This is a genomic window from Pantoea sp. S-LA4 (genome assembly GCF_054482835.1).
In genome coordinates this window covers 2,713,496-2,739,388 of the sequence record NZ_JBTLRC010000002.1, presented here as the reverse complement: position 1 = coordinate 2,739,388, position 25,893 = coordinate 2,713,496, and the positions used below count along the sequence as shown (strand labels likewise).

General features: G+C 57.6%; 20 protein-coding genes. 17 read left to right on the top strand and 3 right to left on the bottom strand.

Going from position 1 to position 25,893, the window contains the following annotated elements; all coding sequences use genetic code 11:
- The first annotated feature begins 32 nt into the window (after positions 1-32).
- Positions 33-1,181: a 3-phenylpropionate MFS transporter gene (locus ACX3P5_RS13565; protein ID WP_458968832.1), complete on the top strand. Its 1,149-nt coding sequence runs from the start codon at positions 33-35 to the stop codon at positions 1,179-1,181.
- Here ACX3P5_RS13565 and csiE read toward each other — a convergent pair.
- Positions 1,163-2,431, bottom strand: a complete 1,269-nt coding sequence (csiE, locus tag ACX3P5_RS13560; protein ID WP_233987371.1) for a stationary phase inducible protein CsiE — start codon at positions 2,429-2,431, stop codon at positions 1,163-1,165. The two genes, ACX3P5_RS13565 and csiE, sit on opposite strands and share 19 nt — an antisense overlap.
- A gap of 156 nt (positions 2,432-2,587) precedes the next feature.
- On the opposite strand from csiE, the gene ACX3P5_RS13555 reads away from it, so the two are divergent.
- The 3 genes from ACX3P5_RS13555 (at position 2,588) to ACX3P5_RS13545 (ending at position 5,398) form a co-directional block, all read left to right on the top strand.
- A complete protein-coding gene (locus ACX3P5_RS13555) occupies positions 2,588-3,214 on the top strand; it encodes a DUF1007 family protein (protein WP_233987372.1) in 627 nt (208 codons plus the stop codon).
- Positions 3,205-4,182, top strand: coding sequence for a nickel/cobalt transporter (locus ACX3P5_RS13550; protein ID WP_458968831.1), 978 nt, complete (start codon positions 3,205-3,207; stop codon positions 4,180-4,182). Before ACX3P5_RS13555 ends, ACX3P5_RS13550 begins: the two co-directional genes overlap by 10 nt.
- 202 nt (positions 4,183-4,384) lie before the next feature.
- On the top strand, positions 4,385-5,398 hold the full coding sequence (locus ACX3P5_RS13545; RefSeq protein WP_233987374.1) for a TIGR04086 family membrane protein: 1,014 nt from the start codon (positions 4,385-4,387) through the stop codon (positions 5,396-5,398).
- Positions 5,399-5,460: 62 nt separating this feature from the next.
- Here ACX3P5_RS13545 and suhB read toward each other — a convergent pair whose 3' ends face one another.
- Positions 5,461-6,264, bottom strand: coding sequence for an inositol-1-monophosphatase (gene suhB, locus ACX3P5_RS13540; RefSeq protein WP_031376258.1), 804 nt, complete (start codon positions 6,262-6,264; stop codon positions 5,461-5,463).
- A gap of 132 nt (positions 6,265-6,396) precedes the next feature.
- On the opposite strand from suhB, the gene trmJ reads away from it, so the two are divergent.
- From trmJ to sseB, 5 genes are all read left to right on the top strand, one after another.
- Positions 6,397-7,149 carry a tRNA (cytosine(32)/uridine(32)-2'-O)-methyltransferase TrmJ gene (gene trmJ / locus ACX3P5_RS13535; protein WP_233987375.1) on the top strand — a complete coding sequence of 251 codons (753 nt, stop codon included), beginning with the start codon at positions 6,397-6,399 and terminating at the stop codon, positions 7,147-7,149.
- A gap of 130 nt (positions 7,150-7,279) precedes the next feature.
- Positions 7,280-7,777: a Fe-S cluster assembly transcriptional regulator IscR gene (iscR, locus tag ACX3P5_RS13530; protein WP_233987376.1), complete on the top strand. Its 498-nt coding sequence runs from the start codon at positions 7,280-7,282 to the stop codon at positions 7,775-7,777.
- 88 nt (positions 7,778-7,865) lie between these two features.
- Complete coding sequence (locus tag ACX3P5_RS13525; protein ID WP_233987377.1) at positions 7,866-9,020, top strand: IscS subfamily cysteine desulfurase; 1,155 nt, start codon at positions 7,866-7,868, stop codon at positions 9,018-9,020.
- 169 nt (positions 9,021-9,189) lie between these two features.
- Positions 9,190-10,476 (top strand): aminopeptidase PepB, encoded by a 1,287-nt coding sequence (gene pepB, locus ACX3P5_RS13520; RefSeq protein ID WP_458968830.1) that lies wholly within the window; start codon positions 9,190-9,192, stop codon positions 10,474-10,476.
- 47 nt (positions 10,477-10,523) lie between these two features.
- Positions 10,524-11,288, top strand: coding sequence for an enhanced serine sensitivity protein SseB (sseB, locus tag ACX3P5_RS13515; protein WP_094119748.1), 765 nt, complete (start codon positions 10,524-10,526; stop codon positions 11,286-11,288).
- Positions 11,289-11,321: 33 nt separating this feature from the next.
- Here sseB and sseA read toward each other — a convergent pair whose 3' ends face one another.
- Positions 11,322-12,164, bottom strand: coding sequence for a 3-mercaptopyruvate sulfurtransferase (sseA, locus tag ACX3P5_RS13510; protein WP_233987379.1), 843 nt, complete (start codon positions 12,162-12,164; stop codon positions 11,322-11,324).
- A 145-nt stretch (positions 12,165-12,309) separates the two neighbouring features.
- Between sseA and ACX3P5_RS13505 the strand changes: the two genes are divergently transcribed.
- From ACX3P5_RS13505 to hisS, 8 genes are all read left to right on the top strand, one after another.
- On the top strand, positions 12,310-17,205 hold the full coding sequence (locus tag ACX3P5_RS13505) for an alpha-2-macroglobulin family protein (RefSeq protein ID WP_458968829.1): 4,896 nt from the start codon (positions 12,310-12,312) through the stop codon (positions 17,203-17,205).
- 12 nt (positions 17,206-17,217) lie between these two features.
- Positions 17,218-19,545 carry a peptidoglycan glycosyltransferase PbpC gene (gene pbpC / locus ACX3P5_RS13500; RefSeq protein WP_458968828.1) on the top strand — a complete coding sequence of 776 codons (2,328 nt, stop codon included), beginning with the start codon at positions 17,218-17,220 and terminating at the stop codon, positions 19,543-19,545.
- 175 nt (positions 19,546-19,720) lie between these two features.
- Positions 19,721-20,152 carry a nucleoside-diphosphate kinase gene (ndk, locus tag ACX3P5_RS13495; RefSeq protein ID WP_003848684.1) on the top strand — a complete coding sequence of 144 codons (432 nt, stop codon included), beginning with the start codon at positions 19,721-19,723 and terminating at the stop codon, positions 20,150-20,152.
- A 185-nt stretch (positions 20,153-20,337) separates the two neighbouring features.
- Positions 20,338-21,507 (top strand): bifunctional tRNA (adenosine(37)-C2)-methyltransferase TrmG/ribosomal RNA large subunit methyltransferase RlmN, encoded by a 1,170-nt coding sequence (locus ACX3P5_RS13490; RefSeq protein WP_233987382.1) that lies wholly within the window; start codon positions 20,338-20,340, stop codon positions 21,505-21,507.
- A gap of 80 nt (positions 21,508-21,587) precedes the next feature.
- Complete coding sequence (gene pilW, locus ACX3P5_RS13485; RefSeq protein WP_458968827.1) at positions 21,588-22,322, top strand: type IV pilus biogenesis/stability protein PilW; 735 nt, start codon at positions 21,588-21,590, stop codon at positions 22,320-22,322.
- The gene (gene rodZ / locus ACX3P5_RS13480) at positions 22,312-23,337 is read left to right on the top strand and encodes a cytoskeleton protein RodZ (protein ID WP_458968826.1); all 1,026 of its coding nucleotides are present in this window, start codon (positions 22,312-22,314) and stop codon (positions 23,335-23,337) included. The genes pilW and rodZ overlap by 11 nt, the downstream gene beginning before the upstream one ends.
- Before the next feature lie 37 nt (positions 23,338-23,374).
- The gene (gene ispG / locus ACX3P5_RS13475; protein WP_233987384.1) at positions 23,375-24,496 is read left to right on the top strand and encodes a flavodoxin-dependent (E)-4-hydroxy-3-methylbut-2-enyl-diphosphate synthase; all 1,122 of its coding nucleotides are present in this window, start codon (positions 23,375-23,377) and stop codon (positions 24,494-24,496) included.
- Between the two features lie 105 nt (positions 24,497-24,601).
- Positions 24,602-25,876, top strand: a complete 1,275-nt coding sequence (gene hisS, locus ACX3P5_RS13470; protein WP_233987385.1) for a histidine--tRNA ligase — start codon at positions 24,602-24,604, stop codon at positions 25,874-25,876.
- The last annotated feature ends 17 nt before the right edge of the window (positions 25,877-25,893 follow it).

Sequence of the window (25,893 nt, the reverse complement as noted above, 5' to 3'; positions counted from 1 at the left end):
TGCTGCCATGCAGCACTCTTGCTGGAGGGAATATGGCAATCGGCTCCGCCAGATGGCTCGGATTGGGCTACTTCACTTACTTCTTCTGTTACGGCATCTATCTGCCCTTCTGGGGCGTCTGGCTGAAAGGCACCGGCCTTGATGCCGAAAAAATTGGTCTGCTGCTGGGCTGTGGCATGGTGGCGCGCTTTGTCGGCAGCCTGCTTATCGCCTCGCAGGTAAAAAATCCGGCGCAGTTAATTACCGCACTTCGCCTGCTGGCACTGATGACCTGCCTGTTCGCCATCGGCTACTGGGTCGGGCAGCAGTGGATGTGGCTGCTGGCGGTGATGATTGGCTTCAACCTGTTTTTCTCGCCGCTGGTGCCGCTGAGTGATGCGCTCGCCGCCACCTGGACGCAGCAGATTGGCCTGGCCTACGGGCCGGTGCGGCTATGGGGATCGCTGGCGTTTGTCATCAGTTCAGCGCTGACCGGGGTGCTGGTCAGCGCTTACTCCTCGCAGGCGATATTGCTGTTGCTGTCAGTCGGCGCGCTCAGCATGCTGGCGGGCATGATGCTCAGGCCTGCGACCCATCCGCAGGGCAATGAACGTCAGGGCACTGCAGGCGGCGGCTGGGCGGTCTGGCGGGATCTGCTGCGCGAGAATGCGGTCTGGCGCTTTATGCTGTGCGTGACGCTACTACAGGGCGCGCACGCGGCCTATTACGGCTTCAGTGCGATCTGGTGGCAGGAGAGCGGCTATTCCGCCTCGACGGTGGGCTATCTCTGGTCGCTGGGCGTGGTGGCGGAGATTATTATTTTTGCGCTCAGTAACCGGCTGTTCCGCCGCTGGAGCGCGCGCGATCTGCTGCTGCTGTCGGGCATTTGCGCCCTGATTCGCTGGAGCCTGCTGGGCGCCAGTACCGCGCTGCCGCTGCTGATTGTGGCGCAGATTCTGCACTGCGGCAGCTTCACCGTCTGCCATCTGGCGGCGATGCGTTTTATTGCCGCACGCCAGGGCGCAGAGGTCATCCGGCTGCAATCCCTCTACTCCGCGCTGGCGATGGGCGGTGGCATTGCGGTGATGACCATGATTTGCGGCGTACTCTTTACCCATCTACAGGGGCATCTGTTCTGGGTGATGGCGCTGGTGGCACTGCCTGCGCTGTTTCTGCGTCCGCGTTACGACTCAAGCAAATAACGGATACGCTGCTGATGATGTGCCGTCAGCGGCAGTTCCGCATGGATCAGCGGCGGTGAGAACAGCGGCAGAGACGTCGCGTAAGGGGAAATAATCAGGTCAACCTCGCGCGGCGCGCCATCGCGCTGAAAGCTGCTCACCTGCTGGTAGGTGATATTGATCGGCAGCAGGGTGATTTCACGGATCTGCTGCTCGACATCCTGCTCCAGCTGCGGATCTTCACCGGTCAGGATCAGCACCTGCTTCTCCTGCAGCGCGTTTTCCTGCATCAGCCAGGCACCAAAAATCACCGTAATCAGGCTCACCTCTTCCGGCGTAAAAGCGATCTGGTATTCATATTCAAAAGCGCGCAGCGCCAGCTGGGTGGTGCGCAGCAGGCGAGGGTAGAGGCGACTGACATCCAGCGCCACGCTGTTGTCGATGCCGATAGTGAAGTGGGTGCGATCCAGCGCCTGAGCCAGATGGGTATAGAGCTGACGCAGCAGATCGTCGCGGTCGGCGAAGGTCACGGCGGCACACTCCTCAAAGTCGGCAATCAGCTGCACCGTTGCCGCCATTAAGCGCTGCTCGCAGGGATGACGGACCCGATCGGCCGCCGGGGTGTGAATCAGGCTGAACAGCAGCGTCCAGAAATCGGTTTCGCTGATATGTGGTGCCAGATGGCAGCGTTTCCGCCAGTGATGGATCACCGCTTCAGCAGCCCGACGCTCCACCTTGTGCTGCAGCCAGACGCGCTGCGCATCGCTGAACAGTGCCGGCTGGCGCTGGCAAAGACCGTATTTCATAAAGATCTGCAAAAAAAGCCGATCGCGCTCGCTGAAGTCGCGGCCCAGCCGCAGCCCACAATGCTGAATTAATGCCTGCAGATTGGTTTCATCATACAGCGCCTTCTCAATCTTCATCACTTTCAGGCGCTGACGTAACGGAGCGGCAAAATGCTCACAGACGAAATCCTGCGATAACCGCAGACTGCGTCGCAGGTTGTGCAGCAAACAGAGGCGCCGATCCAACTCTGTACCATGAAGACGAAAGCTGCCATCCACCATCTGGTGCAGTTCCAGCTGGTGGTAGCGCTGTATCTCATTACCCACTTCCGCGATATCCTGTCGGGCAACCGCAGGATCCACGCCATTTAACTGACAGACTTTTTCAAGCGTAAGCACGGGAGTCGGCAGAAACAGCAGTAGTAAAAGATGGCACTGACGCTGTGAACGGGTGAAGAGTGGTGCCAAAGGGGTAGCAGAACTCATCAATCAGATTTCCAGCAGGCTATTTTGAGCTAAGAATAGCTAACCCCGTCAGTCCCGGTGTAGGTCAGGCAGATTTTTTAGTCAGAGGTTTAAGGCGGGTCACAAAATTTTGTTACTTATAGATTCTTTTCAACGGGAACGTTACTTTATAACATTATGAAACGCACAGGCTTTGTCTTACTGATGGTATTAAGTCCGGCTGCGCTGGCGCATCCGCACAGTTTCATCGACATGAAAACGGAACTGGTGGCCAAAGACGACACCTTTACCGGGCTGAAAATGACCTGGACGATGGATGAGATCACCTCGGCCGATCTGCTGTATGACGCTGGCGAGGCGAAGCCGGGAAGCGTGGTGTGGAAAAAGCTGGCAGCAGGCGTGATGGCTAACGTGCTGGGCCAGCACTACTTTTCAGAAATCTGGCACAATCAACAGCGGGTGAAGTTTTTGAATCTGCCAACCGAATACAATTTGTCGCGTAACGGTCATAAAGCCGTGCTTGAGTTTATTCTGCCGCTGGCGGAACCGCCGGTACTGACCGGCCAGCGCTTTGAGATCCTCACCTTCGATCCGACTTATTTTGTCGACATGTTTTACGACAATGCCCGCGCCCTGACGCTGCCGCCCGCGCTGCAGCCACGCTGTAAGTTTGCGCTGAATACGCCAAAGCCCAATGACTCCCTGAAACAGTATGCATTGTCGCTGGATAAAGCCGATGCGCCGGCCGAAGAGCTCGATTTAGGCCGGCAGTTTGCCCAGACGGTGATACTCACATGTCAGTGATCGCTACCCCGCAACGCCGCTCGCGCCTCTGGCCGCTCTGGCTGCTGGCGGCGCTGCTGCTGGCTGGCGGTACGCTCATCTGGCTTAACTGGCCGCAAATCCTGCTGCAAAGCGTGTTGTGGCAGAAAGATCTGCATCGACAGATGACCCAGCTGTTACAGCAGGTCGCTGAACAGCCCCAGCAGGCGGGAGTGACGCTGGTGCTGTTCAGTCTGTTGTATGGCGTGCTGCATGCGCTGGGACCGGGTCACGGCAAAGTGGTGATTACCACTTTTCTGGCCACCCATCCGGCCAGAGTGAAGACCAGTATCAGGCTGACGCTGCTGGCGTCGCTGCTACAGGGGTCGGTGGCTATCGTGCTGGTCACGGTGATGCTGGTGCTGCTGCAGACCTCATCGCGCCAGCTGCATCTCAGCAGTTTCTGGCTGGAGAAGGGCAGTTATCTGCTGGTGGTCGGACTGGGGATCTGGATCGGTTATCGCGCGCTGCGATCGCTGTGGCAGGCGTTACGTCCGCGTCCGGCTATCGTCTTTCGGGCGCTCCATCCTGATCATCAGCATGATGCGCACTGCGGATGCGGTCATGCGCATCTGCCATCGCCACAGCAGATCAACGATGCGGTTAGCGTGAAAACCCAGTGGCTGGTAGTGGTATCGATGGGGCTGCGTCCCTGTTCCGGCGCGATCATGATGCTGCTGTTTGCCAAAGTGATCGGTGTGTATGCCTGGGGCGTGCTGTCAGCCGCCGTGATGGCGCTGGGGACTGCGCTGACGATCTCGGCCATAGGTTTGCTGGTCCAGCGCGCCCGAGTGGTCGCACAGCGGCTGACTCAATCCCGCCAGCGCGGACAGGCGTCTCTGCTGTTACCCCTGCTGGCGCTGGCGGGCAGCCTGATTTTAATCATGGCCGGCATCGCATTGTGGCAATCATCCCAGCCTGCCTTTAGCGGCGGTATTCGGCCTTTATGAGTTTAAACCGCAGCGGGAATTAAATTGCCCCTGCTAGCACACCTTCACTAATTTCTTTAAATTCACATCTTTATTTTTTTCTCGCGCTGTAACGGTGGTGAAATGCCTCTTCACTGTCTACGCTGTTATTACCAAAACGGCATTCTCTGCCGGGATGATAAAAACCAGAGCACCTTTCTGTTTGTTGCGAGGAGAATATTTCATGGCTGATACCCGTATTAATAATGGCTATACCGAAACGCTGGCAACCGGGCCAGCGGGATTACCGCTCAAACGTATTTCCTGGAGTGCTGTCTTTGCCGGGGTAATTTGTGCGCTGATCGTTCACATCATATTGACGCTGCTGGGAACGGCTATTGGCGCCACCACTATTGACCCGATGAAGGAACAGAATCCTTTAGACGGTCTGGGTACCGGCGCGCTGGTCTGGACGGCCATTGAAATGCTGGTGGCGATGGCGGCCGGTAGCTATGTGGCGGGTCGCCTGGCGCAGCGCGAAGGGGCACTGCACGGCTTACTGATGTTTGGCCTTAGCACAATTTTCACTATTTACCTGGCGATTGCGCTGGCAAGTAGCGTATTGGGCGGCGCGATGAATATTGTCGGCTCCGGTTTCCAGGCATTGGGTAGTGGTATTTCCGCAGCAGCGCCTTCGGTAACCCAAATGGCGAAAGATAAGTTGCAGGAAAGCAATATTAATTTAAATGATCTGCAGAATGAACTGGAAACTACGCTGCGTCAGACCGGTAAGCCGGAATTACAGCCTGAGAATTTAAAGCAGGATGCAAATAACGAAGCGCAGAATGCAGAGAACCAGGCTAACAACACGGCTAACCATCCTCAGACGGCGGATACTGATCTGACTAACTGGCTAAAAGGCGTGATGGATCGTCATTCAGATACATTACAGGCTGCCGATCGTGATGCGCTGAAAAATATTATTAAAGCGCGTACCGGTAAAAGCGATCAGGAAGTGGATCAGATCGTCGCGCAGACCGAAAAGAGCTATCAGCAGGCAGTACAGAAATATCAGGAACTGAAGCAGCAGGCTGAGCAGAAAGCGCGTGAAGCGGCAGAGAAGGCAGCAGCAGCGACGGCGAAAGCCAGCTGGTATGCACTGATTCTGTTGATTATCGAAGCGGTGCTGGCCGGTGTGATGGGCATGGTGGGTCGTCGTACTCAGCCTCGTCAGGTGTTGTCACACGAACGTCGTTAATTCACGCTAACATCAGGCAATAAAAAAGGCGGCTGATAAGCCGCCTTTTTCTCTGCTGTCGCTTAGCGTTTTAACGCTTCGCTCAGCTCTTCACGCATGTTTGACAGCATCGCTTTCACCACACGTGGGTTACCCGCCACGATGTTACCGGAATGCAGATAACCGTGGTTACCGGTGAAGTCAGTGACCAGACCACCCGCTTCACGCACCAGCAGTTCACCGGCAGCAAAATCCCACGGCTTCAGGCCAATCTCAAAGTAGCCATCAACGCGACCGGCAGCCACATACGCCAGATCCAGCGCAGCTGAACCGGTACGACGGAAATCGGCGCACTGGGTAAACAGTTTAGTGAGGATGTTCATATAGGCTGGCGCGTGCTGCTTCAGTTTGAACGGGAAGCCGGTGGCCAGAATGGTGCCATCCAGATCGCGAGCGATGCTACCGCGCAGACGGTATCCGTTGAGCTGAGCGCCCTGGCCGCGTACGGCACTGAACAGTTCATTACGCATTGGATCGTAAACCACCGCGACTTCAGTGCGGCCTTTAATGCGCACGGCGATGGAAACAGCAAAGTGGGGCAGGCGTTTGATGAAGTTGGTAGTGCCATCCAGCGGATCGATAACCCATTGAATGTCCTGATCCTCACCCGCCAGTTCACCGCTTTCTTCGGTGATGATGGTATGTTTCGGGTAAGATTTACGAATCACTTCGATAATCAGGCGTTCTGCTTCACGGTCAACATTCGTTACGAAGTCGTTGCTGCCTTTCTGGCTGGCTTCGACGGCGTCCGGGGTTTCATAATTCTTGGCAATTAAATTTCCGGCCTTGCGCGCTGCGCGCACGGCAATGTTGAGCATTGGATGCATCGGTATCTCTCGCTGGATGTTAAAGAACGGGGAAAACGGCGCGGAGTATAGCAGCGTGTTCGGTAAATGTCCTGCTTTATGTTAGCATTCACGCCACTGATTTTACTGACCCGTTGCTGAGACTCCTCATTAATGCTGCAAAATATTCGTATCGTGCTGGTTGAAACCTCTCACACCGGCAACATGGGCTCCGTTGCCCGCGCCATGAAAACCATGGGACTGACCAACCTCTACCTGGTTAACCCACTGGTGAAACCCGATTCACAGGCGATTTCTCTCGCCGCCGGTGCCAGTGATGTGATTGGCGACGCTAAAATCGTCGACTCGCTGGATGAAGCTATCGCGGGCTGTAGCCTGGTGGTCGGCACCAGCGCCCGTTCCCGTTCGCTGCCGTGGCCGATGCTGGATGCGCGCGAATGCGGCGTGAAAAGTGTGGAAGAGGGCCAGCAGGCTCCGGTGGCGCTGGTGTTTGGTCGTGAGCGCGTCGGCCTGACCAATGAAGAGCTGCAGAAGTGTCATTACCATGTCGCCATTCAGGCCAACCCGGAATACAGCTCGCTGAACCTGGCAATGGCAGTACAGATCATCGCCTATGAAGTGCGCATGGCCTGGCTGCAGGCGCAGGAACAGGCCAGCCCGCAACCGCAGTATACGGAGTCGCCTTATCCACTGGTGGATGACCTTGAACGCTTCTATCAGCACATGGAACAGATGATGCTGAACAGCGGCTTTATCCGCGAAGCCAATCCGGGTCAGGTGATGAGCAAACTGCGTCGTCTTTATACCCGTGCGCGGCCAGAACGTGATGAACTTAACATCCTGCGCGGGATGCTTTCGTCGTTTGAAAAGCGGAAAAACGAGAAGAAAGAAGAAGATAATAGTTGAGTAAAATACCAGGTTAAATACTTGAGTGTTTTACCTGGTTAAATAGTTGACCAAATTACTCGGGAATGTCAGACTTGCCAGCATCTTTTGCAAATCCTCCGATAACCGGACGCTATTGAGGTCGTACGCTATGAGACTGACATCTAAAGGACGTTATGCCGTAACTGCTATGCTGGACGTTGCCCTTCACTCCCATGAAGGCCCGGTTCCGCTGGCTGATATTTCTGAACGTCAGGGCATTTCGCTGTCGTATCTCGAGCAGTTATTCTCCCGATTGCGTAAAAATGGCTTAGTTTCCAGCGTGCGCGGTCCGGGCGGCGGTTATCTGTTAGGCAAAGAATCAAATGCTATCGCCGTCGGTGAAGTGATCACCGCGGTCGATGAGTCGGTTGACGCCACCAAATGCCAGGGCAAAGAAGGCTGCCAGGGCGGCGAGCGTTGCCTGACTCACGTCCTGTGGCGCGATCTGAGCGTGCGTATCAGTGACTTCCTGAACAATATTACCCTGGCTGAGCTGGTGAATAATCAGGAGATCCTTGACGTGGCCGATCGTCAGAACGCCAATGACAATCGTCGCTTCCAGAGCCCGCGCGCTCAGGAAATCAACGTCAATCTGCGCGCCTCGTAATCCCCGCTGTTGCGGCCCTAACTGCTAACGCGGGCGGGGCCGAATCTGCTATAAAGACGTATGATTTTTTATACGGAGCTGTAGCGCAATGAAATTACCGATTTACCTGGATTATGCCGCCACCACGCCGGCCGATCCGCGTGTGGCCAGCAAAATGATGCAGTTTCTGACGCTGGATGGCACGTTCGGTAATCCGGCCTCCCGTTCTCACCGTTTTGGCTGGCAATCTGAAGAAGCGGTCGATGTGGCGCGCAATCAGGTGGCCGAACTGGTCAATGCCGATCCGCGTGAAATCGTTTTCACCTCGGGCGCCACCGAATCGGACAATCTTGCGATTAAAGGCGCAGCCCACGCTCATCAGGCGCGCGGCAAACATATCATCACCAGCCAGACTGAACACAAAGCCGTGCTCGACAGCTGCCAGCAGCTGGAGCGGGAAGGCTTTGATGTGACCTACCTGAAACCGGCCGCCAACGGCATGATCAGCCCTGACATGCTGCGTGACGCCCTGCGCGACGACACCATTCTGGTCTCGATCATGCACGTCAATAATGAAATCGGGGTGATTCAGGATATCGCTGCGTTTGGTGAGCTGTGCCGTGAACGCGACATTCTGTTTCATGTGGATGCCACCCAGAGCGTCGGCAAGCTGCCGATCGATCTCAGCCTGTTGCCGGTTGATTTGATGTCCTTTTCCGCCCACAAACTGTATGGTCCGAAAGGGATCGGTGCGCTCTATGTGCGTCGTAAACCGCGCGTGCAGATTGCCGCCCAGATCCACGGCGGCGGGCATGAGCGGGGTATGCGTTCGGGGACGCTGCCGGTACACCAGATTGTCGGAATGGGCGAAGCCTATCAGATCGCGGCGCAAGAGCGTGAAACTGAAATGGCACGTCTGCAGAGCCTGCGCGACCGGCTGTGGCAGGGTATCAGCACGCTGCCAGGCGTCACGCTTAACGGTGACCTGCAGCACAGCGCGGCCACTATACTTAACCTCAGTTTCGCCGACGTTGAGGGTGAATCGCTGATCATGGCGCTGAAAGATCTGGCGCTCTCCTCCGGTTCGGCCTGTACGTCGGCCAGCCTGGAGCCCTCTTATGTCCTGCGGGCGCTGGGTGTCAGTGAAGAGCTGGCCCACAGTTCGCTGCGGTTTTCGCTTGGCCGTTTTACCACCGAAGAAGAGATCGATTACGCCATTGCGCTGGTGCAGAAATCGGTGACGCGTCTGCGCGCCTTAATGTAACCGGCAGCTTACCGGCCTGATTCTGGAAACCGCGCCATTATTTGCGCTACGCTGGCATCCTCTGACGGAATCTGTTATCAGGTCTGTCTGCATTTTGCATGTAACATCTTATTAAATCCGCTTTAACAATCGGGCTGGATGAAACGAATAACGTCTATGGAGCTTCGCGATGACCACACAACCGATGAACATCACTCTTAGCAGCCAGCCCGCCGATGCGCGCTGGGGCGAAAAAGCCATTCTGAGCAGCAACGACAGCGGGATGACGCTGCACCTGACCGGCGCTGACGCGCTGATGACCCTTCAGCGAGCCGGCCGCAAACTGGATAGCCAGGGTATCCGCCACGTGGCGCTGACCGGCGAAGGCTGGCACCTTGAGCAGTGCTGGGCATTCTGGCAAGGCTACCGCGGTCCGAAAGGGCAGCGTCAGGTTGAGTGGCCGACGCTGGGTGAGCATGAGCAGGCGGAATTTGATCGTCGTCTGAAAATTATCGACTGGGTACGCAACACCATCAATCTGCCGGCCGAAGAGCTGGGTCCGGAACAGCTGGCGCACACGGCTATCGATCTGATCAGCGAAGTGGGCGGCAGCGCCGTCAGCTATCGCATCACCAAAGGTGAGGATCTGCGGGTCCAGGGTTATATGGGCCTGCATACGGTGGGACGCGGTTCCAGCCGTCCGCCGGTGCTGCTGGCGCTCGACTTTAATCCAACCGGTGACGACAGCGCGCCGGTTTACGCCTGTCTGGTCGGCAAAGGTATTACCTTCGACACCGGCGGCTACAGCATGAAGCAGAGCAGCTTCATGGATTCGATGAAGTCCGATATGGGCGGCGCGGCCACCGTGACCGGTGCGCTGGCGATGGCCATTTCGCGCGGTCTGAATAAACGCGTCAAACTTTACCTCTGCTGTGCCGACAACATGGTCAGCAGCAACGCCTTCAAACTGGGCGATATCATTCGCTATCGCAACGGCAAAACGGTGGAAGTAATGAACACCGATGCGGAAGGACGCCTGGTACTGGCAGACGGTTTAATCGACGCCAGCGAGCAGAATCCGACGATGATCATCGACGCCGCCACCCTGACCGGTGCAGCTAAGACGGCGCTGGGTAACGATTATCACGCGCTGTTCACCTTTGATGAGGTGCTGGCGCAGTCGCTGATGGGTAGCGCGGTCAGTGAGAACGAGCCGTTCTGGCGTCTGCCGCTGGCCGAGTTCCATCGCAGCCATCTGCCGTCTAACTTTGCCGATCTCAATAATATCGCCAGCCCGGCACATGCGGCCGGTGCCAGCAGCGCGGCAGCGTTCCTCTCTTATTTCGTCAGCAACTACCAGCAGGGCTGGCTGCACATCGACTGTTCGGCGACCTACCGCAAAAGCGCGGTCGATCAGTGGGCCGCAGGCGCCACCGGCCTTGGTGTGCGCACGCTGGCTAACCTGTTACTGAAATAAGTGCTATTCCGCGGTGGCTTCAGCCGCCGCATTTTTAGAGAGTGACTATGAACCGTCTTGAAGAGGTGCTAAAGCTGGCGGCGACCGAGCCAGCTCACCGGCCCGAATTTTTTCAACTGCTGCTGGAATCGGACGTCTGGGTACCGGGCGAAAGCACCGCGCAGCAACTTGATGCCAGCACGCCGGTCGATCTGCAGCACTGGGAAAAAGAGGATGGCAGCAGCATCATTCCGTTTTTCAGTTCAGAACAGGCGATGAGCGACGCGGTCAGCACTGAGCAGGCTTATCTGCGTCTGCCGGTGCGCACGCTGTTTGAAATGACCCGCGGCGAAACGCTGTTTCTCAATCCTAAGTTACCGACCGGCAAAGAGTTCTCGCCTGCCGAAATCACTCATCTGCTGGCGGAAGAGGGCAGCGCCCTGAGTCAGCAAACGGTGCTGGAAGGCGGGCAGTCGCTGCTGTTGTCTGAAGTAGCCGAACCGCCCGCGCAGATGGTTGACTCGCTGACCCAGCTGTTCAGCAAATATAAACAGGTGCGTCGTGCGTTTATCGCCAGCATCCGTGAGCGGGCCGATGAAGCGCCGAACCTGCTGATTGGTATTGAAGCGGACAGCGACATTGAGGCGATCATTCAGGCGGCGGGTAGCGTAGCGATGGATACGCTGCCGGACGATGCGCCGGTGGATCTGTGCGAAGTGACGGTGGAAGATCGCGGCATCAGCCACTTCTTTACCGCCCACATTACGCCGTTCTATGAGCGCCGCTGGGGCAGTTTCCTGCGCGACTTTAAAGGCAGCGAACGGATACTCTGATGAAAAAAGAGCGGCGCAATGGCCGCTCTTTTTTTACTTCGCAATCGGCAGGTCGTCGCGGCTGCCCCATTCACTCCAGGAACCGTCGTAAATCGCCGTCTGACGTGCGCCCAGCGCGGTCAGCGCCAGAATCACCACCGCCGCCGTCACGCCCGAACCACAGCTCGCCACCACCGGTTTTTCCGGATCAACCCCGGCGCGGGTGAACAGATCGCGCAGCTCAGCCAGCGGTTTCAGTTCGCCATTGACCACCAGGCTGTTCCACGGCACATTCAGGCTGTTCGGAATGTGACCGCGCAGCAGACCGGGGCGTGGCTCATCCACTTCGGCGTTGAAACGATTGGCCGCACGAGCATCGATAATCTGTGCGCCGCCTTCATGACTGATCAGCAGGACATCGTTCAGCCGGCGGATCTGGCTTTCATCCGCGCTGGCTTCAAATTCGCCTTCCGGCAGCGAGACCGGACCCGTTGCAACCGGATAACCGGCCGCTTTCCAGCCCTGCAGGCCGCCGGCCAGAATCGAGACCTGCGCCACGCCAAAGAGGCGCAGCATCCACCAGGCGCGTGGCGCTGAGAACAGATTACCTTCGTCGTACACCACCAGATGTTTGTCGCTACTGATACCCAGCTCGCGCATCGCCACGGCAAAACGCTCGGCGCGCGGCAGCATGTGCGGATAGGGGCTGGTGTGATCCGACAGTTCTTCAATATTGAAGAAAGGCGCATCGGGCAGATGTTCCGCCAGATATTCGCCATTCACATCCCGGATCGTCTCCTGACCGGGCGGCAGCATACGGGTGTCCAGCACCTGCAGCGTCTCATCGTTGTAGTGTTCCTGTAACCAGTCGGCGGACACAAACAGTGGCGTCGTCATAACAACCTCATCTCAGTGATCTGTGCTGTCAGTGTCGGGCAATGCGGGCGCCATCTCAAGAGAAGCGTTGATTAAATGCGAGCATTGATATGAAATTGCGCAGCGTTACAAAACAACTCCTCTGGGACACGGTGAAGGATTTACCATGAAAAAACGCATTAACCCATGGCTGTTCAGCTTGCTGATCGGCGGCTCTCTGCTGGCAACCGCGGCCACTCCGGTTTTATCGGTCAGCGCGGCGGAAACCGCTGCCACCCAACAGGTCAGCAAGCCACTTGCGCTACTCGACCTCTCTGAGCTTCAGCTCGATGGCGCAGCCGCGCTGGTGTTAACCTTCAATCAGCCGCTGGATGATAAGCAGGATCTGACGCAAAAAGTCAGGCTGATCGATGATAAACAGGGTCAGGTTGACGGCGCCTGGGAGCTGTCAGAGAACCGCAAAGCGCTGCGCTTTCGCCATCCGGAGCCGTCACGTCAGTTTACCGTGACGCTGGAGCCGGGATTACGCGCCGCCAGCGGTGAGACGCTGCCTGCCGGCATCAGTAAAAAAGTGACAACCCGTGATATCGAACCGATGGTGGGCTTTGCCAGCCGTGGCTCGCTGCTGCCGCTGCGTCTCTCTCAGGGTTTACCGGTACTGGCACTGAATGTCGATCAGGTTGATGTGGATTTTTTCCGGATAAAAAACGCGGGCCTGGCGGAATTTCTCTCGCAGTGGAACTACGGCAACAACCTCTCCAGCTGGCAGTCTCAGGAGTTGCTGAAAAGCAGCCAGCTGGTCTATTCCGGACGTTTTGAGCTCAACCCGGCGCGTAACACGCGTGAAAAGCTGCAACTGCCGATGCGTGATATTTCCGCACTTCAGCAACCGGGTGTCTATCTGGCGGTGATGAAGCAGGCCGGTACTTATCGCTACAGTCAGCCTGCCACGCTTTTCACTCTGAGTGATATCGGCCTGTCACTGCATCGCTTCCCGACCCAATTCGAACTGTTCGCTCAGAGTCTGGCAAACGGCCAGCCGCTTTCCGGAGTCAGCGTCAGGTTACTGGATGAGAAAGGACAGGTGCTGCAAAGCGGCACCATCGACAGTAGCGGTCATCTGCGCCTGAAGGCGGATGAAAAAGGGAAGCTGCTGCTGGCAGTGCAGGGTGAGCAGACCTCGATGATCGATCTGTCACGTCCGGCGCTGGATTTGGCCGAATTTCCGGTTGCCGGGCCGCAGGGCTATGACAAACAACTGTTTGTCTTTGGCCCGCGCGATATCTACCGACCTGGCGAAACGGTCATCGTTAATGCGCTGCTTCGTGATGCTGACGGACGCCCGTTGCCCGCGCAGCCGATTAAAGCGGAGCTGGTGCAGCCCGATGGCCAGGTGATGCAGACTTTTGTCTGGCAGCCTGACGCCGGATTCTACCAGCAGCGACTGTCGCTGCCCGCATCCGCCATGACCGGCGACTGGATGCTGCGGCTCAATACCGGCGATAACCTCAAGCGCCAGTGGCATTTCCACGTCGAAGATTTTCTGCCGGAACGCATGGCGTTAACCCTGAAAAACGATCCCCAGCCACAGCCTGCTGATGCCCGTGTTGAGTTCGGTATTGAGGGCCGCTATCTCTATGGCGCACCTGCCGCGGGTAACACGTTACAGGGACAACTCTATCTGCGACCGGCACGCGAGGCGGTGGCTGCGTTGCCGGGCTACCAGTTTGGTGACATTACCGAAGAAGGTCTGAAGCGCACGCTGGATGAGGTGGATCTCAGGCTTGATGCCCAGGGTAAAGCGCAGCTTGAGGTAGAGAATCAGTGGGATCAGCTGCACTCCCCGCTCAATCTCATCCTGCAGGCCAGCCTGCTTGAAACCGGCGGACGTCCGGTTACCCGTCGTGCCACTCAGGCCATCTGGCCGGCAGAAGCCCTGCCGGGTATCCGGCCGCTGTTCGGTAATAAAGCGGTTTATGACTACCGCAGTGACAGCTATCACGATGAGCCTACCGTGCCGGAACAGGGTCTGGCCGAATTCGACATTGTCTATGCCAACAGTCAGGGCAAAAAACTGGCGGCAGATAAGCTGGAAGTGCGCCTGATTCGCGAACGCCGTGATTACTACTGGAGTTTCTCTGACAGCGAAGGCTGGCAGGCGCGGTACGGCGACAAGGATCTGCAGGAAGATGAACGCGCCATCTCTGTCCCGGCTGACGGCAGTACTAAAGTCAGCTTCCCGGTCGAGTGGGGCCACTACCGGCTGGAAGTGCAGGCGGGCGAAAAGATCGTCAGCAGCGTGCGGTTCCAGGCGGGTTATGACTGGCAGGATAACACCAATGGCACGGGCGCGTTGCGCCCGGATCAGGTGAGACTGAAGTTGGATAAAGCCGCTTACCAGCCGGGCGACACCGTGCATCTGCAGGTGGATTCACCGGCGGCCGGTAAAGGCTACCTGATGGTGGAGTCGAGCAGCGGCACCCTCTGGTGGCAACCGCTGACTGTTCCGCAGGGCGGCACAACGGTGGATGTGCCCGTGGCTGAGAGCTGGCAGCGTCACGATCTCTACTTCAGCGCCATCGTGGTGCGTGACGGGGATAAGGTCAGTGGCGCAACGCCAAAACGCGCGGTGGGGCTGTTGCATCTGCCGATGGCGACAGAGGCGCGCCGCTTAAATCTGACGCTGGATGCGCCCGATAAAATCCGTCCGGAACAAAACCTGACGGTAAAAGTTCACGCCAGTCGTGACGGTGGCCCGCTGCCAGAAAAAGTGAATGTGCTGCTGTCAGCGGTGGATAGCGGCGTACTGAGCGTGACAGATTTTAAAACGCCCGATCCGTGGCAGGCGTTCTTTGGCCGTAAACGCTACAACGTCGATCAGTATGACGTCTTTGGTCAGCTGATCGAAGGCGGTGGCCGGCTGGCGGCGCTGCGTTTTGGTGGCGATGGCGAGGATGAATCGATGACGCGCGGCGGCAAAAAGCCGGTGACGCACGTCAATATTGTGGCGCAGCAGTTACAGGCGGTGACGCTGGATAAAGAGGGCAACGGGTCAATTACGCTGCCGATCCCGGCCTTTAACGGCGAACTGCGGCTGATGACTCAGGCCTGGAGCGACGACAGCTTCGGCGCGGCAGAGCGCAAACTGGTGGTCGCGGCGCCGCTGATCAGCGAACTGGCCACTCCACGTTTCCTTGCCAGCGGCGACACGGCATCACTGGCGCTGGATATCACTAACCTGACGGAGCTGCCGCAAACCCTGAAAGTGGATCTGAGCAGCAGTGGTTTAGTGGATCTGACCAGTGCTGCCAGCCAGAGCGTGACGCTGGCTAAAGGCGCACGCACCACAGTGCAGATTCCGGTCACCGCGAAAACCGGCTTTGGTGACGGTGAGGTCACCGTGCAGATTTCTGGCCTGAATCTGCCGGGTGAGCAGGTGAAGCCCAGCAAACAGCAGTGGAAAATCGGTGTCCGGCCACCTTATCCGGCCCGGACGCTGAATTTCGATGCCGTGATCAATCCCGATCAGCCGTGGCAGGTCGCGGCAGCCGCTTTCACCGGGCTGGATGCTCAGACCCTGAATGGACAGCTGACGCTGAGCAATCGCCCGCCGCTGAACATCGCCAGCTATATCAGTGCGCTTTACACCTATCCCTACGGCTGTCTGGAACAGACCAGCAGCGGCCTCTGGCCTTCTCTCTACACCAGCCATGCCGGGCTGACGGCCATGGGGATAAAAACCAGCAGTGATGAGGCGCGCCGGGCCGCAGTCAACACCGGCATTGCCCGTCTGGCGGGCATGCAGCGGGCCAACGGTAGCTTCGGGCTGTGGGATAAACAGAGTGAAGAGGAGTTCTGGCTGACGCCTTACGTGACGGACTTCCTGCTGCGCGCCAGCGAGGCGGGCTATGCGCTGCCGGATAACGTGGTTGATCGCGCTAACGCCCGGCTGCTGCGCTATCTGCAGGATCCCGCGCAGATCAGCGGTGGCAGCAGCGATAATAACGCCGCGCTGCAGTTCAGCGTTCAGGCTTACGCCGGACTGGTGCTGGCGCGTCAGCAGCGCGCGCCTCTGGGTGCGCTGCGCGTCTTGTATGAAAAACGGGACAAATCCCGCTCCGGCCTGGCGCTGATGCAGCTTGGCGTGGCGCTGAAGCTGATGGGTGACGGGCAACGTTCACAGCTGGCGATCATGCAGGGTGCCAGCCTGACGCGCTCAGATAAAGAGTGGTTTGGCGACTATGGCAGCAGGGTGCGCGATCAGGGAATGATGATAGCCCTGTTAGCAGAAAATCAACTGCAGCCTGATTTGCAGAATAGTCTGCTGCTGTCGCTGTCAAAAGAGGTTAACGGCAAACGCTGGTTCTCGACCCAGGAAAATAATGCGCTCTATCTTGCGGCCCATACTCTGCAGCGTGCGCAGGGCAGAAACTGGCAGGCGATACTGGCGGGCGATCCACAGCCGCTACAGGGCGATGCACCGCTGAATAAAGGGCTGGCGGCTGAGCGACTGTTGCAGGGCTTAGCCATCACTAATCCGGGCAGTGCGCCGCTGTATGGTCGTCTCGATGTCACCGGTTATCCGCTGACCGCACCACAGCCGGAAAGCAATGTGCTCGGAATAAAACGTGAATACTTTACTCTGGATGGCAAAGCCGCCGATCTCAGCAGGCTGCGCAGTGGTGAGTTACTGGTGGTGCGTCTGACCGTTTCGTCGACGCGCAGCATCAAAGATGCGCTGGTGGTGGATCTGCTGCCTGCCGGGCTGGAGCTGGAAAACCAGAATCTGGCCGACAGCAGCGCCAGCCTCGGCGACAGTGCGGACGCGCTGAAGGAGAGCATGGGTGATATGCAGCAGGCTGACATTAAGCACATTGAGTTCCGTGACGATCGCTTTGTGGCGGCACTGGCGGTGGATACTTATCGTCCCGCCACGCTGATCTATCTGGCGCGGGCAGTCACACCGGGTCGCTACCTGATGCCGCCGCCGCAGGTCGAGTCGATGTATGTGCCGGAGTGGCGCGCCACTGGCAGCACGCCATCGCAGCTGCACATCCAGTAAGTGACGTCAGGCGTGATTAACATCGGCACTATTAAAAAGCGGTGGCTCGCGCTGCCGCTTTTTTTTCTGGCGCTGTGGCTGGCGACGTGGGGACTGGATCGGCTGTTCCCGTTGCCGCTTAAACAGGTCCAGCCTGCGCGGGTGATTGTTGCCAGCGACGGTACGCCATTGTGGCGCTTTGCTGACAGCCGGGGGATCTGGCGCTATCCGGTGACGCCAGAGGAGGTGGCTCCGGCCTATCTGCAGGCGCTGCTGACCTATGAAGATCGCTGGTTCTGGTATCACCCCGGCATCAATCCACTGGCTCTGCTGCGCGCCGCCTGGCAGGATCTGCGTCATCAGAGCGTGATCTCTGGCGGCAGCACCCTGACCATGCAGGTGGCACGCCTTATTGACCCGCAACCCCGTACGCTGCGCGGCAAGCTGATTCAGGCGTGGCGTGCGCTGCAGCTGGAGTGGCATCTTTCCAAACGTGACATTCTGACGCTCTACCTTAACCGCGCGCCCTTTGGCGGCACGCTGGAAGGGGTAGGTGCGGCCAGCTGGAGCTGGCTGGGAAAAGCACCGTCGCAATTGACGCGCGGTGAGTCGGCGCTGCTGGCGGTTTTACCGCAGGCACCCAGCCGTCTGCGGCCCGATCGCTGGCCGGAGCGGGCGGAAGCCGCCCGTAATAAAGTGCTGGATAGGCTGGCGCAATACCGCATCTGGTCCCCTGAACAGGTGGCGGAGATTCGTCAGGAACCGGTCTGGTTGCCGCCGCGCCAGATGCCGCAGATGGCGCCATTGCTGGCCCGGCGTATGCTGTCGATCAGCCGCAGCGATAAGATTGTCTCCACGCTCGACCCTTCTTTGCAGCGTGATCTGGAAAGTCTGGCGCTGAATGTAAAAAATCAGCTTCCGCCGCGCACCTCGCTGGCGATGCTGGTAGTGGATCACACCACCATGGCGGTGCGTGGTTACGTCGGCTCGGCTGACTTTACCGATGACAGCCGTTTTGGACATGTAGATATGATCGCCAGCGTGCGTTCGCCTGGCTCGGTGTTAAAACCCTTTATTTACGGCATGGCGCTGGACGAGGGGCTGATCCATGCCGAATCGCTGCTGCAGGATGTGCCGCGTCGCTTTGGTGATTACCGGCCAGGTAACTTTGACACCGGTTTTCACGGCCCGGTCAGCGCCAGCGAGGCGCTGGTGCGATCCCTGAATCTGCCCGCCGTCCAGTTACTGGAGGCGCTGGGGCCGAAAAATGCGGCGGCACGTCTGCGCAATGTGGGCCTGAACTTACGTTTTCCGCCCGGCGCTGAACCTAATCTTTCGTTAATTCTTGGCGGCACCGGGGCGCGCATGGATGAGATCGTGGCCGCCTACAGCGCCTTTGCCCGCCACGGCAATGCCGCTCAGTTGCGCTGGACGCCCGATCAACCCTTGCAACAGCGGCGGCTGCTGTCGCCGGAAGCAGCGTGGATTGTCCGGCGTATCCTGGCCGGTGAAGCGCAGCCGGCAGGCAATGGCCGCGTACCCGACGTGGTGCCTCTGGCCTGGAAAACCGGCACCAGTTACGGCTATCGCGATGCCTGGTCGGTGGGAATCAATCCCCGTTATCTGATTGGCGTCTGGGTCGGGCGACCGGATGCGACTCCGGTGGCCGGGCAGTTTGGTTTTGCCTCTGCTGTTCCCGTCATGAACCAGATCAACAGTGTGCTGATGAGCCGCCTCGGCAGGCGTGAGGTGCCGGCTGATCCGCGTCCGGCCTCGGTAACGGTAGCCACTATTTGCTGGCCTGGCGGTCAGCCGCTGCCCGCCGGAGACGAGAATTGCCGCCAGCGACGGCAAAGCTGGATCGCCGCGAATACGCTGCCGCCAACCCTGCTGGCGCCTGGTCAGGAGAGCCTCAGCGGGTTGCGCATCGGCTACTGGCAGAATGCGCAGGGACTGCGTGTGGCAGCAGATTGCCCCAACGCCACCCGTCACGAGCGGCTGGTCTGGCCGCTGCCGCTGGAAGCCTGGCTGCCGCCTCATGAACGGCGGGCGCAACGCTTACCGCCTGTTGATACCCATTGTCCGCCGTTACAGCAGGGCAGCAGCGCACCGCTGATCGTCACCGGCGTGACTGAGCGGCAGATCGTCAAGCCGCTGCCAGGCAACGGCTCGCTGGTGATCCCGGTGGCGGTTCAGGGAGGGCAGGGCGAACAGCGCTGGTGGTTCCTGAATGGCGAGCCTCTGATGACGCAAGACGCCGCGGATCATCTGTCGCTGCATCTTGATCATCCAGGGGATTATCAGTTGGTGGTGATGGATGAAGAGGGGCAGCTCGCCTCCGTCAGCTTCAGCCGGCTGTGATGGTTTTTTGCGCTAAATCAGAGTTGCGGCCGCTTTGCTCCGATTCAGATCAAGATTTTTCAATAAATTGCGGATCTCTGATAGGCAACGCCAGGCTCTGCCCCTATAATCGGCGCCGTTTCTTAGCCGGGGCGTGCGCCTCCGGTTTCTTCAGGACGTCAAGACAGAGGTCAACATGGCAATCGAACGTACTTTTTCTATCATCAAGCCAAACGCCGTCGCTAAAAACGTGATCGGTGCCATCTACAACCGTTTTGAAAGCGCAGGCTTCAAAATCGTTGGCGCAAAAATGCTGCAGCTGAGCAAAGAGCAGGCTGAAGGTTTCTACGCTGAGCATCAGGGCAAGCCATTCTTCGACGGTCTGGTTGAATTTATGACCTCTGGCCCGGTTGTGGTTTCTGTGCTGGAAGGTGAAAACGCCGTTCAGCGTCACCGTGACCTGATGGGTGCCACTAACCCGGCAAACGCGCTGGCTGGCACGCTGCGTGCTGACTACGCTGACAGCTTCACCGAGAACGCGACCCACGGTTCAGATTCTGCAGAATCTGCTGCCCGTGAAATCGCTTACTTCTTCGGCGAAAACGAAATCTGCCCGCGTACCCGTTAATCGCCTGGCGATAAACCACCGGCTGACTTTACAAAAATCTGCCTGAGGGAGGCGACTCCTGCCTGTTATCAGGCCGCAGATGTTGTACAATATTGCGCCTTCATTGACTCCGCTTAATGAAGGCGCAATTTTTTACCTATTCCTGAACAGCGCCATAACGTGTAACAACGAGGCCAGAGAACATTATGTCTGAACAGATTGTGACGCCCGCGTCCGCATCCCCAATTGCCGTTTCCCCCAAGAGCCAAAAAATTAACCTGCTGGATCTCAACCGTCAGCAGATGCGCGAATTTTTCCTGTCGCTCGGTGAAAAGCCGTTCCGCGCTGACCAGGTCATGAAGTGGATCTATCACTACTGCTGCGATGATTTCGAGCAGATGACCGACATCAACAAAAAGCTGCGCACCCGGCTGATGGAGCTGACCGAAATCCGCGCGCCGGAAGTGGCGGAAGAGATGCGATCCACCGATGGCACCATTAAATGGGCGATTCGCGTGGGCGATCAGCTGGTTGAAACCGTCTATATTCCGGAAGGCGACCGCGCCACGCTGTGTGTCTCGTCGCAGGTGGGCTGCGCGCTGGAGTGTAAATTCTGTTCGACTGCGCAGCAGGGCTTTAACCGTAACCTGCGGGTATCGGAAATCATTGGTCAGGTATGGCGCGCGGCGAAGATTGTTGGTGCAGCCAAAATTACCGGCCAGCGTCCGATCACCAACGTGGTGATGATGGGCATGGGCGAACCTCTGCTCAACCTGAACAACGTCGTGCCGGCGATGGAGATCATGCTGGATGACTTCGGTTTTGGTTTATCGAAGCGTCGCGTGACCCTTTCGACCTCCGGCGTAGTACCGGCGCTCGACAAACTGGGCGATATGATTGACGTTGCGCTGGCGATCTCGCTGCACGCCCCCAATGACAAACTGCGTGACGATATCGTCCCGATCAACAAAAAATATAATATCGAAACCTTCCTGGCCGCGGTTAAACGCTACATCGGGAAGTCGAATGCCAATCAGGGGCGCGTCACTATCGAGTACGTCTTGCTGGATCATGTGAACGACAGCACTGACGATGCGCATGAGCTTGCCGCCTTACTGAAAGAGACGCCGTGCAAAATCAACCTGATTCCGTGGAACCCCTTCCCGGGCGCACCTTATGGCCGCAGCTCTAACAGCCGCATCGATCGCTTCTCCAAGGTGCTGATGGACTACGGTTTCACCACCATCGTGCGTAAAACCCGTGGTGATGATATTGATGCCGCCTGTGGTCAGCTGGCGGGCGAAGTGATCGACCGCACCAAGCGGACGATGCGGAAAAAAATGGCTGGTGAAGCGATATCTGTGAAGGCGCTCTGAAACCGTGACCGTTAACGTTTCCTGAGGGTGTGACGCGTGGCAGGCTTAACGCTGCTAACGTCAACCCAATGGAAACGATGATGCGTAAGGGATTACCTGTGGCTTTACTGGCCCTGTTTGTTGTAAGCGGGTGTGTCAGCCACACTCAGCAACCCGGTGCGGCAGAAGTGCGTCTACAGTTAGGTATGCATTACCTGGCGAGCGGTGATGAAGAAGCCGCTGAGCGTAATTTCCTGCGAGCGCAGGCGGCGGCACCGGATGATTATCGGATATCACTGGCGCTGGCCCGGCTGGCGCAAATGCAGGGTAATCGAGCTGCCGCACAGGCCCATTACAAGCTGGCACAACAGCAGGCCCCGCAGAATGGTTTTGTCGCTAACAATTACGGTGCGTTTCTTTGCACTTTAAGGCAGTATGGCGAAGCGCATCAACAGTTTAGTCGGGCAGGCGATGCGCAGCAGGTTGATGCCCGCATCGATGCGCTTGAACTGGCGGGATTTTGTTATCTGCAGGCAGGCGAGTTTGCCACGGCACGGCGTGCATTACAGCAGGCGCTGGAGTCCGACGATCGCAAAGCCGGATCGGTGCTGAGTGAAGCTGAAAAGCTGCTGGCTGAAAACCAGCTGACCAGTGCGCAGATTTTGCTCGAGATTTACCAGCAACAGCGGCCCGAAACGGCACGCAGTCTGGCGTTACACTTACGTTTCGCCGCGCTACAGGGGAATGCCGCTGACGTTTCACGTTATGGCGACCGGTTAGCGCGACGTTTTCCGCAATCGATACAGTACCAGCGTTATTTAGCTAATGAATACTGAAGCCACTCAAGAGAACTCTGCAGTACATTCAACAGGTGAACGCCTGCGTCTGGCCCGTGAGCAGATGGGGCTGACGCAGCAGAACGTCGCTGAACGCCTGTGTCTGAAACTTTCTACCGTGCGTGACATTGAGGAAGATAAGTCGCCAGCCGATTTAGCCTCTACCTTTCTGCGCGGCTACATTCGCTCCTACGCCCGACTGGTGCATATTCCTGAAGAGGAACTGCTGCCAATGATGGCGAAACAGACGCCGGTTCGTGCAGCAAAAATCGAACCGATGCAAAGTTTCTCTTTGGGTAAGCGCCGCAAAAAGCGTGACGGCTGGTTGATGATTTTCACCTGGCTGGTGCTGTTTGTGGTGGTTGGCCTGACGGGCGCCTGGTGGTGGCAGAATCATAAAGCCTCACAGGATGATCTGGTGTCGATGGCCGACCAGAATGGCAGCAGTGGTGATGGTCAGTCTATTCCGCTGGGTGAATCCAGCGGTGACAGCACTACCCCAGCCGCACCCGATGAAAGTAACAATGTGCCGCTGGCGGCTGACAACAGCGCCGCCAGCGTACCAGCCAGTGCGGCTCCGGCCGCCAGTGCCAGCAATAGCAATACCGCGCCTGCAGCGCAGCCGGACAACAGCAACAATGCGGTGGTTTCACCCAGCCAGGCACCGGTAGACAATACCGCTGCCGCGCCAGCGGCAACCCCCAACAGTGCCAGCATCGCACCGCAGATGCCGGTGGGCGCAGCGGCAGTCAGTGAACCGGCTACCGATCCGAATGCAGTGGTGATGACCTTTAACGCCGACTGCTGGCTGGAAGTGAGTGATGCGACCGGTAAAAAACTGTTCAGCGGCCTGCAGCGTAGCGGTGGTAAACTCAGTCTCGCAGGAACCGCTCCGTATCGTCTGAAAATTGGCGCTCCTTCCGCGGTTCAGGTGCAATATCAGAATCAGCCCGTTGATTTAAGTCGTTTTATCCGTAATAACCAGGTTGCTCGCCTGACGTTGGGTGCGCAATAACAGCGTATCGCGTACCGGGCAATTGTGGAGAAGAAATATGCATAACGAAGCACCCATTATCCGCCGTAAATCCAAACGTATTTACGTCGGCAAGGTGCCAGTCGGTGACGGCGCGCCAATCGCTGTTCAATCGATGACGAACACCCGCACCACTGACGTGGCGGCGACGGTCAATCAGATCAAAGCCCTTGAGCGCGTCGGTGTCGACATCGTCCGCATTTCGGTGCCGACGATGGATGCTGCAGAAGCATTCAGACTGATTAAACAGCAGGTGAACGTCCCGCTGGTGGCCGATATCCATTTTGACTATCGCATTGCATTGAAAGTCGCCGAATATGGCGTCGATTGCCTGCGCATCAATCCCGGCAACATCGGGAACAATGAGCGCATCCGCATGGTGGTTGACTGTGCACGCGATAACAATATCCCGATCCGAATTGGCGTTAACGCCGGTTCGCTGGAAAAAGATCTGCAGGAAAAGTATGGCGAGCCGACGCCGCAGGCGCTGCTGGAATCCGCCATGCGCCATGTCGATCATCTCGATCGCCTTAACTTCGATCAGTTCAAAGTTAGCGTAAAAGCCTCTGACGTCTTCCTGGCGGTTGAATCGTACCGTCTGCTGGCGAAACAGATTGAACAGCCACTGCATCTCGGCATCACCGAAGCGGGCGGCGCGCGTGCCGGCGCAGTGAAATCGGCCATCGGGCTGGGTTTACTGCTGTCAGAAGGCATCGGCGACACGCTGCGTATTTCGCTGGCGGCCGATCCGGTTGAAGAGGTGAAAGTCGGTTTCGACATCCTCAAGTCACTGCGCATTCGCTCTCGTGGGATCAATTTCATCGCTTGCCCAACCTGCTCACGTCAGGAGTTTGACGTTATCGGTACGGTCAACGCGCTGGAGCAGCGTCTGGAAGATCTGATCACGCCGATGGACGTTTCCATTATCGGTTGTGTGGTCAACGGGCCAGGTGAAGCAACCCTCTCCACGCTGGGCGTGACCGGCGGCAACAAGAAAAGCGGCTTCTACGAAGATGGCGTGCGTCAGCGCGATCGTCTCGATAACAACGATATGATCGATCAGCTGGAAGCGCGCATTCGTGCCAAAGCGTCGATGCTGGATGCCAGCCGCCGTATTGATGTGCAGCATCTGGAAAAATAATGGCGTGCGCGGTTTGCGTACGTGACTTTTTTGACTGAACCTGTGCGGTTTCATCCTCATAAGGTATGATGCCGGACAGGTTTTTTTGCATTAAGAGATTCTAACGTGGCGAAGAATATTCAGGCGATTCGCGGGATGAACGATTACCTGCCTGCGGATACCGCCATCTGGCAACGGATTGAAAGCGTTCTTAAACAGACGCTGGCGAGCTACGGTTACAGCGAAATTCGCTTACCGCTGGTAGAGCAGACCCCGCTGTTTAAACGTGCCATCGGTGAAGTCACCGATGTGGTTGAAAAAGAGATGTACACCTTCGAGGATCGCAACGGCGAAAGCCTGACGCTGCGTCCGGAAGGGACCGCAGGCTGCGTGCGCGCCGGTATTGAACACGGTTTACTCTACAACCAGGAACAGCGCCTGTGGTACATGGGCCCGATGTTCCGCTATGAGCGTCCGCAGAAGGGACGCTACCGTCAGTTTTACCAGATGGGCGTCGAGGTGTTTGGCCTGCAGGGCCCGGACATCGACGCTGAATTGATCATGCTTAACGCCCGCTGGTGGAAAGCATTGGGTATCGCCGATCACGTTCGCCTTGAACTCAACTCCATTGGCTCCCTTGAAGCCCGCGCCCGCTATCGCGATGCGCTGGTCGCCTTCCTTGAGCAGCACAAAGAGGTGCTGGATGAGGATTGCAAACGCCGCATGTACAGTAATCCAATGCGGGTACTGGACAGCAAAAACCCCGAAATTCAGCAACTGCTGAACGATGCGCCGCAACTCGGCGACTACCTGGACGATGAATCACGCGAACATTTCAACGGCCTCTGTGCGCTGCTGGATGACGCCGGTATCGCCTACACCATTAACCAGCGCCTGGTGCGCGGGCTTGATTACTACAATCGTACGGTGATTGAGTGGGTGACCGACAGCCTCGGTTCACAGGGTACGGTGTGTGGCGGCGGTCGCTATGATGGCCTGGTGGAACAGCTCGGCGGACGTGCAACGCCAGCCGTCGGCTTTGCCATGGGCATGGAGCGTCTGGTGCTGCTGGTTCAGGCGGTGAATCCCGATTTTGAACCGACGAGCAATGTGGATGTCTATGTAATCGCTTCGGGTCAGGGCGTGCAGTCTGCTGCGATGCAACTGGCGGAGAAACTGCGTGATGAAGCGCCAGAACTGCGGTTGATGACCAACTTCGGTGGCGGCAACTTTAAAAAACAGTTTGCTCGTGCTGACAAGTGGGGTGCTCGCGTCGCGCTGGTGTTAGGCGAGGATGAAGTGAAGGCCGGTCAGGTCGTGATTAAAGATCTACGCCGTGGCGAGCAGCAAACGCTGGCTCAGGCAGAGGCTGCTGCTGTTTTGCGCACGCTGTTACAGTAAGCGTGTTACAGCACCAA

Coding starts and splice junctions, on each gene's coding strand:
- ACX3P5_RS13565 (WP_458968832.1), top strand. CDS start 33: ATGGCAATCGGCTCCGCCAGATGGCTCGGATTGGGCTACTTCACTTAC.
- csiE (WP_233987371.1), bottom strand. CDS start 2,431: ATGAGTTCTGCTACCCCTTTGGCACCACTCTTCACCCGTTCACAGCGT.
- ACX3P5_RS13555 (WP_233987372.1), top strand. CDS start 2,588: ATGAAACGCACAGGCTTTGTCTTACTGATGGTATTAAGTCCGGCTGCG.
- ACX3P5_RS13550 (WP_458968831.1), top strand. CDS start 3,205: ATGTCAGTGATCGCTACCCCGCAACGCCGCTCGCGCCTCTGGCCGCTC.
- ACX3P5_RS13545 (WP_233987374.1), top strand. CDS start 4,385: ATGGCTGATACCCGTATTAATAATGGCTATACCGAAACGCTGGCAACC.
- suhB (WP_031376258.1), bottom strand. CDS start 6,264: ATGCATCCAATGCTCAACATTGCCGTGCGCGCAGCGCGCAAGGCCGGA.
- trmJ (WP_233987375.1), top strand. CDS start 6,397: ATGCTGCAAAATATTCGTATCGTGCTGGTTGAAACCTCTCACACCGGC.
- iscR (WP_233987376.1), top strand. CDS start 7,280: ATGAGACTGACATCTAAAGGACGTTATGCCGTAACTGCTATGCTGGAC.
- ACX3P5_RS13525 (WP_233987377.1), top strand. CDS start 7,866: ATGAAATTACCGATTTACCTGGATTATGCCGCCACCACGCCGGCCGAT.
- pepB (WP_458968830.1), top strand. CDS start 9,190: ATGACCACACAACCGATGAACATCACTCTTAGCAGCCAGCCCGCCGAT.
- sseB (WP_094119748.1), top strand. CDS start 10,524: ATGAACCGTCTTGAAGAGGTGCTAAAGCTGGCGGCGACCGAGCCAGCT.
- sseA (WP_233987379.1), bottom strand. CDS start 12,164: ATGACGACGCCACTGTTTGTGTCCGCCGACTGGTTACAGGAACACTAC.
- ACX3P5_RS13505 (WP_458968829.1), top strand. CDS start 12,310: ATGAAAAAACGCATTAACCCATGGCTGTTCAGCTTGCTGATCGGCGGC.
- ndk (WP_003848684.1), top strand. CDS start 19,721: ATGGCAATCGAACGTACTTTTTCTATCATCAAGCCAAACGCCGTCGCT.
- ACX3P5_RS13490 (WP_233987382.1), top strand. CDS start 20,338: ATGTCTGAACAGATTGTGACGCCCGCGTCCGCATCCCCAATTGCCGTT.
- pilW (WP_458968827.1), top strand. CDS start 21,588: ATGCGTAAGGGATTACCTGTGGCTTTACTGGCCCTGTTTGTTGTAAGC.
- rodZ (WP_458968826.1), top strand. CDS start 22,312: ATGAATACTGAAGCCACTCAAGAGAACTCTGCAGTACATTCAACAGGT.
- ispG (WP_233987384.1), top strand. CDS start 23,375: ATGCATAACGAAGCACCCATTATCCGCCGTAAATCCAAACGTATTTAC.